Source organism: Glutamicibacter sp., from assembly GCF_050701915.1.
In the GTDB taxonomy this organism is placed as follows: Bacteria; Actinomycetota; Actinomycetes; order Actinomycetales; family Micrococcaceae; genus Glutamicibacter.
In genome coordinates this window covers 1-15,911 of record NZ_JBOGEG010000025.1, presented here as the reverse complement: position 1 = coordinate 15,911, position 15,911 = coordinate 1, and the positions used below count along the sequence as shown (strand labels likewise).

General features: G+C 60.1%; 19 protein-coding genes and 4 tRNA genes. 8 read left to right on the top strand and 15 right to left on the bottom strand.

Features of this window, described 5'->3' with window-relative positions:
- Nucleotides 1–86 precede the first annotated feature (86 nt).
- Together ACRDT3_RS13750 and ACRDT3_RS13745 are read left to right on the top strand one after the other, a co-directional pair.
- A complete protein-coding gene (locus ACRDT3_RS13750) occupies nt 87–887 on the top strand; it encodes an exodeoxyribonuclease III (protein WP_431493512.1) in 801 nt (266 codons plus the stop codon).
- 14 nt (nt 888–901) lie between these two features.
- A complete protein-coding gene (locus ACRDT3_RS13745; protein WP_431493511.1) occupies nt 902–1,744 on the top strand; it encodes a hypothetical protein in 843 nt (280 codons plus the stop codon).
- 52 nt (nt 1,745–1,796) lie between these two features.
- Here the strand turns inward: ACRDT3_RS13745 and ACRDT3_RS13740 are convergent.
- From ACRDT3_RS13740 to ACRDT3_RS13725, 4 genes are all read right to left on the bottom strand, one after another.
- Nucleotides 1,797–1,870: transfer RNA gene (locus ACRDT3_RS13740), tRNA-Asp, on the bottom strand.
- A gap of 61 nt (nt 1,871–1,931) precedes the next feature.
- Nucleotides 1,932–2,004 (bottom strand) — tRNA-Phe (locus ACRDT3_RS13735).
- Nucleotides 2,005–2,053: 49 nt separating this feature from the next.
- Nucleotides 2,054–2,127, bottom strand: a tRNA-Asp gene (locus ACRDT3_RS13730).
- A gap of 55 nt (nt 2,128–2,182) precedes the next feature.
- A tRNA-Glu gene (locus ACRDT3_RS13725) sits at nt 2,183–2,255 on the bottom strand.
- A gap of 150 nt (nt 2,256–2,405) precedes the next feature.
- Between ACRDT3_RS13725 and ACRDT3_RS13720 the strand changes: the two genes are divergently transcribed.
- Together ACRDT3_RS13720 and ACRDT3_RS13715 are read left to right on the top strand one after the other, a co-directional pair.
- Nucleotides 2,406–2,765, top strand: coding sequence for a metallopeptidase family protein (locus ACRDT3_RS13720; RefSeq protein WP_431493510.1), 360 nt, complete (start codon nt 2,406–2,408; stop codon nt 2,763–2,765).
- A gap of 840 nt (nt 2,766–3,605) precedes the next feature.
- Nucleotides 3,606–5,294 carry an NlpC/P60 family protein gene (locus ACRDT3_RS13715; protein ID WP_431493509.1) on the top strand — a complete coding sequence of 563 codons (1,689 nt, stop codon included), beginning with the start codon at nt 3,606–3,608 and terminating at the stop codon, nt 5,292–5,294.
- 77 nt (nt 5,295–5,371) lie between these two features.
- Here ACRDT3_RS13715 and ACRDT3_RS13710 read toward each other — a convergent pair whose 3' ends face one another.
- Nucleotides 5,372–6,349, bottom strand: a complete 978-nt coding sequence (locus tag ACRDT3_RS13710; RefSeq protein ID WP_431493508.1) for a universal stress protein — start codon at nt 6,347–6,349, stop codon at nt 5,372–5,374.
- 169 nt (nt 6,350–6,518) lie between these two features.
- Between ACRDT3_RS13710 and ACRDT3_RS13705 the strand changes: the two genes are divergently transcribed.
- Entirely contained in the window at nt 6,519–7,970 is a 1,452-nt protein-coding gene (locus ACRDT3_RS13705; RefSeq protein ID WP_431493507.1) for an NCS2 family permease, read from the top strand.
- Between the two features lie 92 nt (nt 7,971–8,062).
- Complete coding sequence (locus tag ACRDT3_RS13700) at nt 8,063–8,572, top strand: DUF2087 domain-containing protein (protein ID WP_431493506.1); 510 nt, start codon at nt 8,063–8,065, stop codon at nt 8,570–8,572.
- Here ACRDT3_RS13700 and ACRDT3_RS13695 read toward each other — a convergent pair.
- Together ACRDT3_RS13695 and ACRDT3_RS13690 are read right to left on the bottom strand one after the other, a co-directional pair.
- The gene (locus ACRDT3_RS13695) at nt 8,569–9,372 is read right to left on the bottom strand and encodes a spermidine synthase (RefSeq protein WP_431493505.1); all 804 of its coding nucleotides are present in this window, start codon (nt 9,370–9,372) and stop codon (nt 8,569–8,571) included. The two genes, ACRDT3_RS13700 and ACRDT3_RS13695, sit on opposite strands and share 4 nt — an antisense overlap.
- Nucleotides 9,373–9,388: 16 nt before the next feature.
- Complete coding sequence (locus ACRDT3_RS13690) at nt 9,389–9,895, bottom strand: N-acetyltransferase family protein (protein ID WP_431493504.1); 507 nt, start codon at nt 9,893–9,895, stop codon at nt 9,389–9,391.
- Nucleotides 9,896–10,046: 151 nt separating this feature from the next.
- Here ACRDT3_RS13690 and ACRDT3_RS13685 point away from each other — a divergent pair, with 151 nt between their 5' ends.
- On the top strand, nt 10,047–10,427 hold the full coding sequence (locus ACRDT3_RS13685; protein ID WP_431493503.1) for a hypothetical protein: 381 nt from the start codon (nt 10,047–10,049) through the stop codon (nt 10,425–10,427).
- Nucleotides 10,428–10,436: 9 nt separating this feature from the next.
- On the opposite strand, the gene ACRDT3_RS13680 is transcribed toward ACRDT3_RS13685, so the two are convergent.
- The 7 genes from ACRDT3_RS13680 to ACRDT3_RS13650 form a co-directional block, all read right to left on the bottom strand.
- A complete protein-coding gene (locus ACRDT3_RS13680; protein ID WP_431493502.1) occupies nt 10,437–11,126 on the bottom strand; it encodes an O-methyltransferase in 690 nt (229 codons plus the stop codon).
- Nucleotides 11,123–11,443: a thiamine-binding protein gene (locus ACRDT3_RS13675; protein WP_073707284.1), complete on the bottom strand. Its 321-nt coding sequence runs from the start codon at nt 11,441–11,443 to the stop codon at nt 11,123–11,125. Before ACRDT3_RS13675 ends, ACRDT3_RS13680 begins: the two co-directional genes overlap by 4 nt.
- Before the next feature lie 53 nt (nt 11,444–11,496).
- Entirely contained in the window at nt 11,497–11,814 is a 318-nt protein-coding gene (locus ACRDT3_RS13670) for an AzlD domain-containing protein (RefSeq protein WP_431493501.1), read from the bottom strand.
- Nucleotides 11,811–12,542: an AzlC family ABC transporter permease gene (locus ACRDT3_RS13665; protein WP_286134236.1), complete on the bottom strand. Its 732-nt coding sequence runs from the start codon at nt 12,540–12,542 to the stop codon at nt 11,811–11,813. The genes ACRDT3_RS13670 and ACRDT3_RS13665 overlap by 4 nt, the downstream gene beginning before the upstream one ends.
- Nucleotides 12,523–13,209, bottom strand: a complete 687-nt coding sequence (locus ACRDT3_RS13660; RefSeq protein WP_402697445.1) for a hypothetical protein — start codon at nt 13,207–13,209, stop codon at nt 12,523–12,525. Before ACRDT3_RS13660 ends, ACRDT3_RS13665 begins: the two co-directional genes overlap by 20 nt.
- 5 nt (nt 13,210–13,214) lie before the next feature.
- On the bottom strand, nt 13,215–14,084 hold the full coding sequence (locus tag ACRDT3_RS13655) for a glycerophosphodiester phosphodiesterase (RefSeq protein ID WP_431493500.1): 870 nt from the start codon (nt 14,082–14,084) through the stop codon (nt 13,215–13,217).
- Between the two features lie 210 nt (nt 14,085–14,294).
- Nucleotides 14,295–14,852 carry a dihydrofolate reductase family protein gene (locus ACRDT3_RS13650; protein ID WP_431493499.1) on the bottom strand — a complete coding sequence of 186 codons (558 nt, stop codon included), beginning with the start codon at nt 14,850–14,852 and terminating at the stop codon, nt 14,295–14,297.
- 239 nt (nt 14,853–15,091) lie between these two features.
- Here ACRDT3_RS13650 and ACRDT3_RS13645 point away from each other — a divergent pair, with 239 nt between their 5' ends.
- Nucleotides 15,092–15,613 carry a hypothetical protein gene (locus ACRDT3_RS13645; RefSeq protein ID WP_431493498.1) on the top strand — a complete coding sequence of 174 codons (522 nt, stop codon included), beginning with the start codon at nt 15,092–15,094 and terminating at the stop codon, nt 15,611–15,613.
- Here the strand turns inward: ACRDT3_RS13645 and ACRDT3_RS13640 are convergent.
- Nucleotides 15,610–15,747, bottom strand: a complete 138-nt coding sequence (locus ACRDT3_RS13640) for a hypothetical protein (protein ID WP_431493497.1) — start codon at nt 15,745–15,747, stop codon at nt 15,610–15,612. The two genes, ACRDT3_RS13645 and ACRDT3_RS13640, sit on opposite strands and share 4 nt — an antisense overlap.
- Nucleotides 15,748–15,911 lie beyond the last annotated feature (164 nt).

Genomic DNA, 15,911 nt, shown 5'->3' with positions numbered 1-15,911 from the left:
TTGAGGTCACCTACTAGTGTCGAATATACTCGGACTTCCAACTAAATTGAAGTGGCACAAGACAGCAAACTTGATAGGTTGAACTAGTGAAGATTGCAACCTGGAATGTGAACTCGCTACGAGCCCGCGCCGACCGTGTTGAGGATTGGCTGCGACGTACCGATGTAGATGTCCTGGCTATCCAGGAAACTAAGTGCAAAGACGACAATTTCCCCTGGGAACTGTTCGAGAACAACGATTACGAGGTAGCGCACTTCGGAGTCAACCAGTGGAATGGCGTTGCCATCGCTTCTCGCGTTGGTCTCGACGATGTTGAACGCACCTTCCCTGGGCAGCCAGAGTTCGGCAAGGCCGGAAAGAACCCGATCCAAGAACCTCGCGCCATCGCGGCAACCTGTGGCGGGGTGCGCATCTGGAGCCTGTATGTACCTAACGGACGCGCGTTGGCTGATGAGCACATGGGCTACAAGCTGAACTGGTTGGATGTGCTCAAGCAGGAATCCGCCGGGTGGCTGCAGGAAAACCCCGAGGCGCAGATTGCATTGATGGGCGATTGGAACATCGCGCCAAAGGACGAAGACGTTTGGGATATCGACTTCTTCATCGAGAACAAATTGACCCATGTGTCGGCGCCAGAGCGTGCCGCCTTCGCCGCCTTCGAGGAGCTAGGCTTCACCGACGTCGTGCGCCCGCACACCGAAGGCGAATACACCTATTGGGATTACACGCAGTTGCGTTTCCCGAAGGGCGAAGGCATGCGCATCGATTTCTCACTGACCTCGCCGGCGCTGACCGCACGTGTAACCGGCGCAAATATTGACCGCGAAGAACGCAAGGGCAAGGGCGCCAGCGACCACGCCCCGGTCATCGTGGAGCTGGCCGACTAGTCATGACGGCAAAGATGACTGGGCCTGCCGCAGAGCTGACCGCCGCTACAGCGCACTTGCGCGTCTACGAGCCGCTGGATGCTTTTGAGGATTGGGCCCAGTCCATCATCCTGCGCACCCCGCGGCGCACCGGGGAGCAGTGGGATGCCTTTGAAAACGAACGGCTTTGGAGCCGCACCCTGCGCAATGTCTCCGACCCGTTCCCGCACAACGAGCCGGAATTCTTCCGCAGCGTGAAGTCATTGGACTACCAAGGCACCGAGCACACCCGCTACTGCCCGGGGCAACTGCAGGCACGTAGCCTGCTCGCTGCCGAACAAGCCGAAGAAGCCATGCGGACCGAGGTTTTCGACCTGCTGGTACCGCCGGCAGCGCGGCAGGCTAACGCGCAACGCGTTGATGCCGACCGCCTGGCCAATGACCTGACCCATCTGCACACGAGGACCTCTTCATGGGGCATCCCGCTGGGCTGGTTTGCCCTCTTCCGCGAGGATGACGAGCACGAGCTGGTTCACAGCGGTGAGCAGCTGAAGGCGGTCCGCATGTACGCCACCTTTGAACAGGCCATTGACCGCTTGGCTTGGGCAGTCCAAGCGCTGGCATCCCACGCGCCGCAGTCGCAGCTCTTCGAAGAGCTGGGCAGCCTTGGCGGCTGGCTGGAATCCTTCGACAGCCGCTCGGTCATAGAACTGGATTATGGCCTGTTGGCAGAAATTGTGTGGCCCGATGATTCCGTGAACGATTTGATGCACGGCATTCAGGCATTGGAAGACGAGGACATGACTAGCGCTGCAGCCGCATACCGGCGGCTGAGCAATCGCTGGATTGGTCCGCGGCATCTTGGCCGCGCGAACTAATTGCCCCTGGATACAGCAAAAGCTCCGGAATCCGGAGCTTCTGTTTAGTGTGCGACCCTGACGGGACTTGAACCCGCGACCTCCGCCGTGACAGGGCGGCGCGCTAACCAACTGCGCTACAGGGCCTAGTGCTTTGAATAAATTCAAGTCACACAGTAAAACCCCCGGGATAAACCGAGGGCCTGCGTGGCTCCGACCGGCGTCGATCCGGTGACCTTTCGATTTTCAGTCGAACGCTCTACCAACTGAGCTACAGAGCCTGGTACCACTAAGTGGACACCAAATTTACTATTACAATAGTAAATTGAGCGACCCTGACGGGACTTGAACCCGCGACCTCCGCCGTGACAGGGCGGCGCGCTAACCAACTGCGCTACAGGGCCTTGCTTTCGCAAGCCAATGGATTTCTCCATCTGACAACCACAAAGTGGTTGTTTGTACCCCCAACGGGATTCGAACCCGTGCCGCTGCCGTGAAAGGGCAGTGTCCTAGGCCGCTAGACGATGGGGGCCTAAGTTGTTCGCTTCGGTTTCTTGCTTCTCCGTAGCGGACTCCAATAACTATACGCAGTGTTTTTTGCTTTTGCAAAATCGGAACCCGGACGAGTTTTGCCCATGCCAAATCGGGTGCGCAGGCATAGTCTGGGAGCATGCTTTTTGAGATGGATGACGACGAATTCCAGACCTTGGTCGAGCAGGCCATCGACGCCATTCCGGAGGCTGCATTCGCAATGATGGACAATGTCATTTTCTTCATCGAAGATGAGTGCGAGCCACTCCCAGGAGAACCCGAAAACCCTGAGATTCTGGGGCTATACGAGGGCATCACACTCACGGAACGAGACCTGGACTGGGGCACGGGCGCACTTCCCGACCGCATAACGATCTTCAAGAATCCGACGCTCAGAGCCTGCGAAACACGTGAAGATGTAGTGCGAGAAATCGGAGTTACAGTCATGCACGAAGTGGCCCATCACTTCGGAATCGACGATGCGAAATTGCACGATTTAGGGTGGTCATAGCGCCGTATCCACAAAATCTTCTTTTGAGATCTGCCTCACAAAAATACCGGAATGCGGTGGTCGCATCGAGGTTGAAAGAGACCCAGGGCACAGACGTGGTGTTTGAAATTCACCCCTGGGTTCAGTCGCACCGGCGGTCACGCCGCCCAAAAGCCGGCTCGCAACGATAGGCGCGCCGTTCGATTGCCCTTAGCGCCACTGGCAGCCCTTCAATCCGAGGATCATAGGTGCTGCCGGCAGGAGGAAGCCGGTGGAGCCTGACATGCCCCGTGCCCCTGCCCGGCCAACGGCCCGGGTGCCGCCGCCAAGCGCCAAGGGCAGCGGGGAGATTGCCGGTTAGGAGCGCGGTCCCGCATCCCCACTCGAAGCGACTACACCCTGGGAGCCAGCGGCTCCGAAGCGGACCCAACGAGCCGAGGCCGCAAGCGAAGCACGAAGCTAGCGCCCGCCGGCAACGTAAGGGGCTTTGCGCGCTTCGGGAGTACCCTCCCCTTTTAAAGGCACCCCTTTTTTGTAGCCATATTTATCCGTCCCGCACGTTACCCAAGCTTCATGACGATCAATGCCTTGGTAACGGGGCGAGATACATGTCTAAGTAATTTCCCAGCCACTCTTGATCAGCCACACAGATCCCAAATGCCGCTATCTACGCAGATCACCGCAGAATACCCAGGTGAATTACACGGATGGGATTCATGTGACTGATGTGAACATTGTTGCCAAGCGTGTCTTAATTGGCCTAATGTGCTATTTGGAGTCTTATCCGAATCGTGACCTACTCATCGGTGAAGGTCACGACTCACGCACTCCGCGTCATCCAAGTACTTAGTGAGGAACGATATGGCTACTCGCCACACGCTCGGTGTTGCTGCAAGCACCCTAGCCCTAGCGGTGTCCTGCATTGCAGGCGCTCTGCCCGCTTCCGCATCTACTTCAGCTCTGCTTCCTCAGTCTGTGGCTATCACTGCCGCACCTAACGCTTCCGCGCTGCCTTCGGACGCAGAAGTCCAGGAAGCAAAGAAGGATAAGGCTTCGACGAACGCGATGATCGCGCGCATCGAAGCATCCCTGGCTTCCAGCCGCGCCGAACTGCAGCGCGTTGAAACTGAGGCCGCTCAGGCTCAGGAATCCCTGCTCACCGCCGGCGAAGAGCGCGATCTGCGCACCGCTGCGGCCGAGAAGGCCGTTGAACAGCTCGAGTACGCCAAGACTTACCTGGAGCAGAGCCGCAACGATCTGGGCGCTATCGCTTCGGATATCTACCGCAATGGCGCAGGCACCTCGACCCTGAGCCTGCTCCTTGACGACAACCAGGAAGGCGACCTGTTCTACAAGGCCGCTACCATCGACGCATTGAGCGAACAGAAGGTTCAGTCCGTCAACACCGCCACCGAGGCCGAAGGCCTCGTTTCGGCTTGGCAGGAATATGCTGATGCGGCGCAGAACGCCGCCGAAGAAGCTGCAGCCAACTATGACGCAGCCGCAGCGACCGCGAACAGCACCCTATCCACCTACGAAGCAGCTATCGCACCTGAGAAGCAGCTGCGCGATGACTTGATCGGCCACCTCGCTACCTTGAAGCAGAAGGAAGAGTCCGAGGTTCGCCAGGCGGTTGAAGAGCGCGAAGCGCAGGAGCAGGAAGAAGCTCTCGCGGACGCTATCGCCGAAGAGGAAACCGCCAAGGTTCCCGAAGCGAAGCAAGACTCCATTCAGCCGCTCTCGGTTGAAAAGCCACGTGAGCTGGAGCAGACCGAACCTGAAGAGGAAACGGTCAAGCCGAAGCCCGAGAAGGTTGAAGAGGAACCGGAAGCTGTCCAGCCTCCCGTAGCGCCGAAGCCAGAGCCAATCAAAAAGGCCGAGCCAAAGCCAGAGCCAACCAAAAAGGCCGAACCGAAGCCAGAGCCAACCAAAAAGGCCGAACCGAAGCCAGAGCCAACCAAAAAGGCCGAACCAAAGCCGAAGGTCACCCCGAAGCCGACGCCTAAGCCGGAACCAAAGCCGGAGCCAAAGCCGAAGGTCACCCCGAAGCCGACGCCTAAGCCGGAACCAAAGCCGGAGCCAAAGCCGAAGGTCACCCCGAAGCCGACGCCTAAGCCGGAACCAAAGCCAGCACCTAAGCCAGAGCCGAAGCCTGAGGTCGCTCCGCAGTCCAGCAACAACTACTCTGCAGCGTTTTCCTGGGCCTTGAAGACCGCAGATGATCCGAGCAAGTACTACGTCTACGGCGCCAACGGTCCCGATGCCTTTGACTGCTCGAGCTTCTCTCAGCGAGCCTTCGGCAAGTCCGGAATCAGCCTGCCACGTACCTCGTCCCAGCAGTTCGCTAGCGCTCCGCAGTACGTGTCGCTGAGCAACCTGCGCCCAGGCGACCTGGTGTTCTCGTCTTCCAACGGCGGTTCCTCGTTCTACCACGTAGCTATCTACATCGGCAACGGACAGGTAGTCCACGCTCGCAACCCGAGCGTCGGCATCTCGGTGACTCCACTGAGCTACGTCAACAACCTCTACCCGAAGGCAGCCCGCTACTAAGCGAGATCCCCTCGAGCAGGAAGGCCGCACGCCCTTTGGGTGTGCGGCCTTCCTGCATTCTGGCTACAGGGGCACGGTCACTGCTCCTGCTCCCGCGTATCGAAGTCCTTGCGGTTCTCCAGGCGAGGGTCATCCGAGTCCGGCACGACCATCACCGGGCCCTTGGAGTGGTGCAAGACGCCCTGCGAGGTTGAACCAAGCAGCATCCCGGTAAAGCCGCCGCGGCCACGCGAGCCGGTCACGGTCAGTACCGCATGCTCGGATTCGCGGATCAGCACCTCAACGGGAGGCCCGGAGACCACATCGGTTTCCATCTTCAGCGCCGGATAGTGCGACCTCAGCCATTTAGCGCCCACACTCATCTGGTAACGCACGTCTTCCAGCACGGCTTCTTGGTCCACGGTCGCTGGCATCCATGCCAGCGCCGCCCCCACCGGCGGCACCGCGCAGATCAGGCGCAGCGTCAGGTCGCTGGCAATAGCCGCGTCCGCGGCCGCCAGCACCGCTGAACGAGCGCGGTCAGACCCGTCAACGCCGACCACGATGCAGTTGCGGTCGGGCGCTACCGCGGCGCCGGCCTCTTCTTGCTCCTTGGCCATGGCCAGCGGAACCACGACAGTAGGGCACTTGGAGTGCGCTGGCAGCGCCGAGGAAACCGAGCCAAGCAGGCGGCCAACAAAGCCGCCGCGGCCACGGGTTCCGACAACTACCAATTCGGCGTCCTGGCTCAGGTCCAGCAGCACGCCCGACGGGTCACCGGATTCGATATAGGTGCGGATGGTCGCCGTGCTGCCTTCAAGGTCAGCGCGGGCCTGGCGCACAATGTCCTCGGCTCCCCCACGGATCAGGTCATCATCCAGGGTCGAATAGCCGGCGTCCATGGAGGACGCGGCGAACACCGGGATGGTGTAAGCGGACACGATATTCAACACGCTGCCGCGGCGTACCGCTTCGCGCTCGGCCCAGCGCAAAGCACATCTGCTCTGCTGGGATCCGTCCACGCCAACGACAATTCCTTCAATCTTCTCTGCTGCGACTGGTGCTTCGTCACTCATCAGACTCGCTCCTCAACTACCTCAGATATAACGGGATGTGATTTCCCTTACCACCAATGTACTTGCTTCCGCAGTTCTAGGTGTGAGTTGGGTCTAAAGTTTTCGCGTACAGCCTACTGAACGCTCAGATCGATATGAATCAGTGCCTAAAACGTCATAGAATTTTTCCATGTCCTCCTCCACACAAACCGCGTCCGGGAATGCTATGGCCGCGCGCATCGACCGATACTTCAAGATTTCGGAACGGCGTTCAACGTTCTCTACCGAAGTTCGCGGCGGCATCGCCACCTTCTTCGCGATGAGCTACATCGTCGTCCTCAACCCGCTGGTTCTTTCCGGTGCCGATTCCTCGGGCGGCGAGTTGGGCATCCAGCGCGTTGCCGCGGTGACCGCGTTTGTCGCCGGCATCCTGACCATCCTGATGGGCATCTGGGCCCGCCACCCATTCGCCATGGCTACCGGCTTGGGCGTGAATGCCTTCGTCGCTATCACTGTGGCAACCAACCCGGAACTGACCTGGGCCGATGTCATGGGCTTGGTGCTCATTGCGGGTGTGGTCATGTTCGGCCTGGTGCTCACAGGATTCCGGACCGCGGTGTTCAACGCGGTTCCAGCCGGATTGAAGACCGCGATCGTGGTGGGCATCGGCATGTTCATCGCACTGATCGGCCTGGTCAACGCCGGCTTCGTCCAGCGCCTTCCGGATGCCGCGAACACCACCGTTCCGGTGGGCCTGGGCTTCGATGGCGAGCTGATGGGCTGGCCGATCCTGGTCTTCGTCGTTGGCCTGCTGCTGACCATGGCCCTGGTGGTGCGCAAGGTCAAGGGCGCGATCCTGATCGGCATTGTCGCTTCCGCGATCCTTGCCAACATCCTCGAAGCCGTCTTCCACGTCGGCGAGATGGAAACCAATACCTGGTCGCTGGTGGTTCCTTCGCTGCCGGAGTGGACCCTTCCGGACCTGTCGCTGATCGGCCAGGTCAGCGTGTTCGGCGCCTTCAGCAAGATCGGCGTCACTGCCGCTTCGCTGCTGGCCTTCGTCATCCTGCTCTCGATCTTCTTCGATGCCATGGGCACCATGGTGGGCTTGGCTTCCGAAGCCGGTTCCATGGACGAGAACGGGCAGATCCCCGACGTGGACAAGGTCCTGCTGGTGGACGCGGCCGGCGCGATCGTCGGCGGCGGCACCTCCAGCTCCTCGGCGCAGATCTTCGTGGAGTCCGGCGCCGGCATTGGCGAAGGCGCGCGTACCGGCCTGGCCTCGGTAGTCACCGGCCTGCTGATGATCGTCGCAATGTTCCTGAGCCCGCTGATCTACCTGGTGCCTTTCGAAGCCGTGGCTCCGGCACTGGTGGTCGTCGGCTTCATGATGATCACCCAGATCTCCAAGATCGACTGGAACGACTGGGGCATCGCGCTGCCGGCCTTCCTGACCTTCACCCTGATGCCATTCACCTACTCGATCGCCAACGGCATCGGCGCTGGCTTCATCTCCTACGTCTTCATCCGCGCCACCCAGGGCCGTGCCAAGGAAATCCACCCATTGATGTGGGTTGTTTCCGCGGCCTTCGTGCTGTTCTTCGGCATCGGCCTGATTGAGATGTGGGCCGGGGTCAAGTAGCCCCGCGGCCCCTCAGGCGCCCCGTCATTGCTCCGGCGATGGCGGGGCGTTTTTTGCCTTCGCACCGGCGGGAACTGGCTAGGATGGGCTCTATGAGCGAACAGCAGAACCCCGCTGGGCAGTGGATCCAGGTGGCCGCAGGCTTGAAGAACCCCTCGATGCGGCGGCTTCTCGGGGCGGTATTGAGCGGGTGCGGGGTACCCGAGCCGGCCAATAAGTCCGAACGCAAGGACTTGGAGCGTTGGGCCAGCATCGGGCTTCTCCGCCAAGAGGGGTCCGGCTGGGCGCTGAACGATGAACTGCTGGAGAAGACCTTGGCTTCTGCCTCGGCTGCGAAGGCCGACCGCAACGGGATCCGCCGCTTCTTCGACGGGCACAGGCTCCATGCCCTCCCAGCGAAACCAGCGGACCGCCACGAAGTGCTGGTCTACCTGCGCAATGCGGTGATTGGAGCCGAGGACGAACTGCGCGAAGAGCAGCTCAACGAACGCCTGCGGGTATTCCACCCGGATGTCGCGCTGCTCCGCCGCTACATGGTTGACCACGGCCTGCTGCAGCGCGCGGCAGACGGTAGCGGCTACCGGATGGGGACCGGGAGCTAGCCGGTGATCGGCGCAGCCCCGGTGGCGAAGCGCTGCACTGCCGCCCCGGAAACCAGCTGCGCCGGCAACGGCGCGGTACGCAGGCTGCGTTCGAATGCAGGGCCGAGCTTGAGCGGTTCGTCGCTGGCCAGGAACACGATGTTCCCGTAACGGCGGCCCTTGAGCATCGGCGGGTCGGCGACCATCGCCACATGCTCGAAGACCTCCAGCAGCGTCGCGGCTTCTGCCTTGGCCCCGGAAAGGTCCGCGGTATCGCCGCAATTCATGATGTAGACGCCACCGGCATCCAGCACGCGCTGGGCTTCGCGGGCGTAGTCCGCCGTGGTCAGCACGCGCGGGGTGGTGCTTCCGGCAAAGACATCGCGGATGATCACATCGCGGCTCGCATCGCTCAAGGTGGGCAGCACCTGGGCTGCGTCTCCCACGCGCAGGCGAACCAGGGGAGCGCGCGGAACGTCGAAGTGGACGCGCACCAGCTCTGCCAGCTTGGCATCCAGCTCCACCACGACCTGCCGGGCGTTTTCATAGCTGGCCGCGACCCAGCGGGCCATGGAGCAGCCACCTCCGCCGAGGTGGAGCACGCGCAGTTTGCGGGCGCGGCCGTCGTATTGCCCGGTCGGGAAACCGATGGCGAAGACCGGTTCCATCCAGCGCATGTACTCGAAATCGAGGTAGGTCGGGTCGTCCAGATCCACATGGGAGGACGGCACGCCGTTGACCTTCAGGATATAGCGGCTGGCGCCGTAGGGATCAGCTTCAATGATCGCCGTTCCGGTGTCAATCGGAAATTCTCCGAGCATTGATTCCTTGGTATCCCTAGCCACGCGCGCGCACCATTCGTTGTTCGATTAAGCCGTTCCAGCTGCCAGTCAGGTCTTCACTGGTCCCATCAGGGGTGAATCCCTGCTTCGCGAAGAAGGCCAGGGCCCGCTCGTTGCCTTGCAGGACCCAAACCAAGGCGTCGTGCTGTCCAAGGACTACATCAAAGAGGTGCTGGCCCAGTCCGGTACCGTAGTACTCTTCCAGGACATAGAGCATGCCCAATTCGACGTCCACTCCGGTGTCCTGGTCTTCTTCGATGGCCGGTGTTCCGCCGGCTAACCCGATGATGCGACCATCGCGGTCTTCCGCGATGAAGAATTGCGCTCCGGATGCCAGCCCGCGTTCCCACCAGGCTACCTGGCCATCAAGTTGGCCTTCGTGGTGGGCGAAAAAGGATTCATCGCGAAGTGTGGCGTACGCTTCTCTCCAGGCTTGCAATTTCATTTGCAGCGCTGGGCGGACGTCTTGTTCAGTAGCCAGTCGGATTCGATAGTCGTTCATTTGTGGCACATCTCTAGCCTACGGCAGTGACTTCGCTATTTTCTTCCAACGCACCAAGGCCCCCTCCTACTAAAGTAGTATTGCGGACTGTCCAAATGTTTGAAAAACTATTCATGTAGTCGTAAACTTTTTGGCTCAAAGGGGGTCGGACTTGAACCGGAATACAAAATACGCTGCCTTGACCGGTGGCCTTGTCGGTTCCCTGACCCTGACCATTAGCCTTTCCTCGACCTTCTGGGTGATTTTGCTCGGCTGCGTCCTTTTAGCCGCCGGCTTCAGCATTTTGGCCAGGTTCGAACGCTTCTGGGGCCCTGCCGAACCAGACCACTACTACTACATCGTTCCCATGCTGGTCGGCCCCGTGGTTGCTGGCCTGGTGCGCAATACCGGTTATGCCCTGTGGGTAGGCCCGCCGATGGGTGTTCTTTGCGGATTGGGCGTGTACTTCTTGATCCTGAAGTCGCCGCCGTTCAAGCACGACGAAGCCGGGGAACTCGAATTCGAGCTCCCCGAGCGCTATCCAACGCACTAGCTTCAGCCACTAGAGGACCCGCGCTAGCGCGAAACCGTCCCACCCCTTGACGCCTACAGTCTGCAGCGCGGTGGCTGATACGCGCGGGTCGTCGCGCAACCACCGCAAAGAGTCCTGGATTCCGCGAACATCGGCTTCTTGCGTCCCATGCTGGGTGGGGTCATCCAAGACCGCACCGCTGCGCACCACATTGTCGAGCACCAGCGCGGTGCCTGAATGCGCCAGCTCCAATGCGCGTTCGAGGTAGGGTACGTTGTTGCGTTTATCGGCATCTATGAAGATCAGGTCAAATGGTGCAACGCGCTTGGAAATCAGCGAATCCATGGAACCCTGAGCCGCACCCAACCTGATTTCAACACGTTCGGAAAGCCCTGCCCGCTGCAAATTCTCACGTGCAATCGAGGCATGCAGGGGTTCAAATTCGCAGCTGATGACGGTACCGGTCGCTCCGACGCCACGGGCGAGCCAGCTGGTCGAGTAGCCGCCGAGGGTTCCGATTTCAAGGACCCTGCGGGCACCTATGATCTCGGTGAGCAGCTGGAGGAACTTTCCCTGGGCAGGGCTGACTTCAATCCGCGGCAGCCCGGCGCTATGGGAATGCTCGCGGCCTGCTTCCAAGGCATCAACGCGTAGCCCCAGCTCCCGTTCCAAGTATTCATCAACGGCTGCGGCATGGTGTTCGGCTGAATGGTGGATCATGACGACATGTTCTCCTCACTATCCTTAATAGCCTTCTCCAGCCGCTGGATTTTGCCGTCAAGCTCACCTTCGTAACCGGGCCGAATATCGGCTTTCAGCACCAGCGATACGCGCGAACCGAATCGGCCGGCAGCCATGGTGGCCTGCTTGACCACCTCCATGACCTCGTCCCATTCACCTTCGATCTCGGTGAACATGGAGCTGGTGCGATTAGGAAGGCCGGAATCGCGGACGACTTTCACCGCTTCGGCCACTGCGTCGTGGACCGAACCGTTGGGGTTGTCATTACTGGGCGCTACTGAGAAAGCTACAATCATGCTTCCACTGTCCCACTACGCCTTGAGCTTGTCATCAGCCTTGCAGGCAATATTTAGGCAGCTAGTCCGCTCGCCCTCAAGACGATGGCCGCCAGCGCACCCACGACAACGACGACAAGATAGGGTGCTTTGAAAGCCAGGGCGATAATCGCAGCCGCGAGGGCACCGATACGGGCGTCAATAACCAGTTCTTGCCCCGAGGTGAAGGCATTGACCGTCACCAATGAGGCGAGCAACGCGATGGTCAGCGTGGCCGCGACATGGGACATGGTCGGCGAGTCCAAAACCCTGCGTGGCACAAAGTAGCCGCAGAGCTTGATTGCGTAGGCCGTCAGGCAGGCTCCCAGAATCCACCAGCTCAATTCGCTCAAGGCTGGTCCTCCTCAATGCTTTCCAGATCGCCGTGCTCGGTCGCAGCCGGGGTCCGGCGGCCGGTGGCCACCGCGTAGATCGCAGCGCAGGCCGCGGTTACCAGAATCGGCAAGCCCGGCGCGGTGACCGGCACAGCCAGCGCGGTGAGGATTGCGGCCGCAATCGCGATCATGACCGGTTCAACTGACTTCAAGCGCGGCCAGAGCAAACCGATGAAGGCGGCGACCGCGGCGCCATCGAGCCCCCAAGCCGCGGGGTCCCCCATGCGTTCTCCGAGCAAGGCTCCGACGAGGGTGAACAGATTCCACAGGACGTAGACGCCCACCCCGGCGGTGAAGAAACCACGGCGCTTCTCGGCCAGGTCCGATTGCCCCAAGCTGACTGCGGTGGATTCATCGATGGTCACCTGGGCCATCCAGGGCACATGCCGTCCCAAAGGCCGCAATGCCTGCTTGATCTGCATCCCGTACACGGCATTGCGGATTCCCAGCAGCGAAGCGGCGGAGAACGCTGCCGAGGCAGCACCTCCGCCTGAGATCACGCCGATAAAGGCGAACTGCGATCCGCCGGTGAACATCAAGGCGCTCAAGGCAACGGTTTGCCACAGATCCAGTCCTGCAGCAATGGACAGGGCCCCGAAGGAAATGCCGTAGAGCCCGGTGGCGATCGCGATGGAAAGGCCCATCCTGGTCGCCGGAGTGAACCAGCTAGCGGACGTGGCGTGCATCGTACCTGACCTTGTAGACACCGCGCTTGACCTTTGCGTCGCCGATCTCGACGTGCTGCAGCTGGTTCAGGTGCTTCACGTGGGTGCCACCGCAAGGTTCGGCATTCACCCCGGCGATGCTCACGGTACGGATGCCCTGAGCATCGGTGGCCGTTGTGATTTCTCCGCCGCCAGCGATGAGTTCATCGACGCGTCCTTGGAGCCAGGCCTTGGCGGCGGCCCGTTCGTTCTCATCGCCCAATGGCAGGTCGACGCTGGCCGGATCGAAGTCGAGGCGCGACTGCCCAGGGAAGTGCGAGTGGCCCTGGTGCTGCCAGCCGCGGTCTTCGCCAGCGAAGCCCAGGACGTGCCCTGCGGTGTGCAATGCGGCATGGGAAAGGCGCAGCTCGCCATCGATCTCAGCTAGGACCTGATCACCCACCTGCCGGGCGCCGGCGCCGTACAAGACCACCAGTGCATTCGCGTCGCGCTGGACTGAGACAGGCAGCCCGTCCACGGTGCCTGAGTCTTCGGGCTGGCCTCCACCACGGGGATGGAAGATATTGGGGCTCAGGGCAATCCACTGCCCGTCTTCGCCGCTTCCCGTTGCAATGACTCGGGCCTCCGCAGCAAAAATGTACGTGTCCTGCAGGTACAGGTTGACCTGTGCGATTTCTCCGGTGTTCATGTGGCCTAGCTCAGCTCCAATTCTTTGCGCAGTTCTGCCGGGCGGTTGCTCGTCAATTCCCCGACACCCAGATCCACCAGGAATTGCGCATCCGCGGGACGGTCAACCGTCCAGATGCGCGCCTTCAGCCCTTGTTCCAGCCATCGGCGCACAAGATGCTCATTGGCTCGGGTCCAGGCGACCCCGGATCCAATGATGCCAGCTCCTCCTGCGTTGATCAGTTCGATTCCTTCAGTCACGGAGCGGTAAAGAACATCGTAGACACCTGCTCGCCCCAGGTCGCCGGAATCAATGAGCTGCCGGACATAGTCCGGGTTGACCTCGGTCATCAGCTGGCACAATAGTGAAGTGCTGACGGTGCGTGCCAGATAGCGCAGGGAATTCGGCTCAAAGCTCATCAGGGTCACCGCGATCTGCCCTTGCGAGCCGGCCGTGCCCGTCTGCGGGTCGAAGCCATGGGCTGCGAGAACCTGCAGCACACCCTTTTCGAGCAGGTGGCCATATGGGCTTGGATGCTTGATTTCGATAGCCAGGCCAATTGGCTTGCCACGTGCTTCAATGAGCTCGAAAAGTTCGCCGAGGCTCATAAGCTGTTCATTCTCAGCCCCATACTCGGCCGGGACCATGCTCGGAACGACTCCGGTGAAGTCCATGGCTTTCATTTCCGCCAAGGTATATCCGGCTACGAGACCAGTTGAATCCGAGGTGCGGTCGACTGTTGGATCGTGGTGGCAGACGACGATTCCGTCTTTGCTCAGATGGACGTCGCATTCGATTCCATCGGCGCCTTCGTCGATGGCCTGCAGATAGGCAGCACGAGTGTTCTCCGAATATTTATGGGAGCTGCCGCGATGGGCGAAAAAAAGCGTATCCATAATTCCTACGCTACGCGATCCTCGCTCTCTGGCAACGTAGATTGGCCTCTGCCCAGACGCTTATTTCTTCGACTGCGTTCATGTCTTCGACCTGCGCATACAAGCGCATGCTGCCATCGTGCAATACACGAAGTTACCCGGCAAGAAAAGGTGTCCGTTTTCCTGATTATGCCCCGAAATTCCAAGGCAAAATCGTCATCGTCATGGGATTCAGCCTGCGCGCCGATAGCTGGCTGCGATTGCCCCGCTGGCCAGGGGCTGCGCTGATATGAACTGGAGGTGGCGGGAATCCTGCAATCCTGCCTCATACAGGGTTGGACCATGTCCGGCGATAACTGGATGGACTAGGAAGTGGTATTCATCGATGAGTTCCATCCGGTCCAGAGCCGTTGCCAATTTGCCGCTACCGAGCAGCACCCCATCGGGGTACTGGTCCTTCAGCTTCAGCACGGAGGCGCGTAGATCTCCGCTTAGCAAATGGGAATTATTCCATGAATACGCGGTGCGGGTGCTCGAGACAACGTACTTGGGCTTCGCCTCCAGCTGTTGCGCCCAACGAAGCAGAGCTGGAGGCGAAGAGATATCTCCATGAGCGACGGCCGGCCAGTAATCTTCCATCAGCTCGTAGGTGGCACGCCCCCAGAGCATCGCTCCATGCGCATTCATCAGTCGCGTGAAGTAGTCGTGCAATTCGTCGTCGGCGATGCCTTCGCGATGATCTACACAGCCATCCAGCGTGACGTTGATGCTAAATGTCAGTTGGCCCATCAGAAGCTCCTGTAGCTATAGCCTTACCGCCAGGTCCCCGGTGCCTTGACTGTAGGATTCCCGGCCAGTCACGTCAAGCAGCGTCGTTGCGTCATCAGGAAACCGGCGGGAAAGCAGAGCCCGGCCCGTTCGCATCGGCGATATCTGCCCAGCATCTGCGTCGGATGCAGAACCTGTTAGCGGAGCACAATTACACGGGCATCTTCCGAGAGACCATGCGTCAAAGGTAGGCTCGCAGTATGCTGCAACCAGACTCAGCCCCAAGCTTGTCCCCTGGTCCCCGCGACCTCCTGCTTATTGTTCAGGGCCTGGTCCAAGGCCCTTGGCCCAAGACCGAAGTTGAGCGTGAAGTCTTGTTAGGTGCCCTTGGATTCGTTTCGGGTACCAACGTTGATGCCGAAGACCACGATTCACCACATCAAATGACGAGCTTAGACCTCGGCCTGCCAGGAACAATGGTGAGTTTTTGGGATACTTACCGTCAGCAATTCCTCAGTGTCTGCACCCACCTCTACGGTTCGCTGAACCCCCAGGACCCAGTGGCCCAGTACGGCTATGAAGTCCTGCAGGCGCAGCTATCCCAACTGTATGGAGCTCCGGAGCGCCCTTGGGACGATGAAGATCAGCCAGTCTGCATTTGGAACTGCAATGGCCGGAGCATCACCCTGCAGTTATTTGATCGGCGGGATAGCACCGTGATGCTTACCGTTGAAGACCTGGCACTCGCTTCAATAATTGAAGCTGAAGAAGCATCCCACTAGTCTCCCCAGTCCTTGGACTGCCTGAACCGGGTCAGGGCGATTGCGATAGTTGCCCCGGCGGCGGCAATAAACGCGACAGCAACCAGGATCAGCAGAACTTTGATCGAGGTATACGGGATATTCAGCGTGAACAAGGCGATTCCAATAGCAATTACAGCAAATACTATTGAGGCGATCGCCGGTCCTGCGGACAGGTGCGATGCTTTCTCGGCCGTACTTCGATAATAGGCCGGCCGCAAGGCAAGTCAACAGGAACAGCGTTTAAACAAGTGGAGGGGCCAGGCTTTCATGCCTGGCC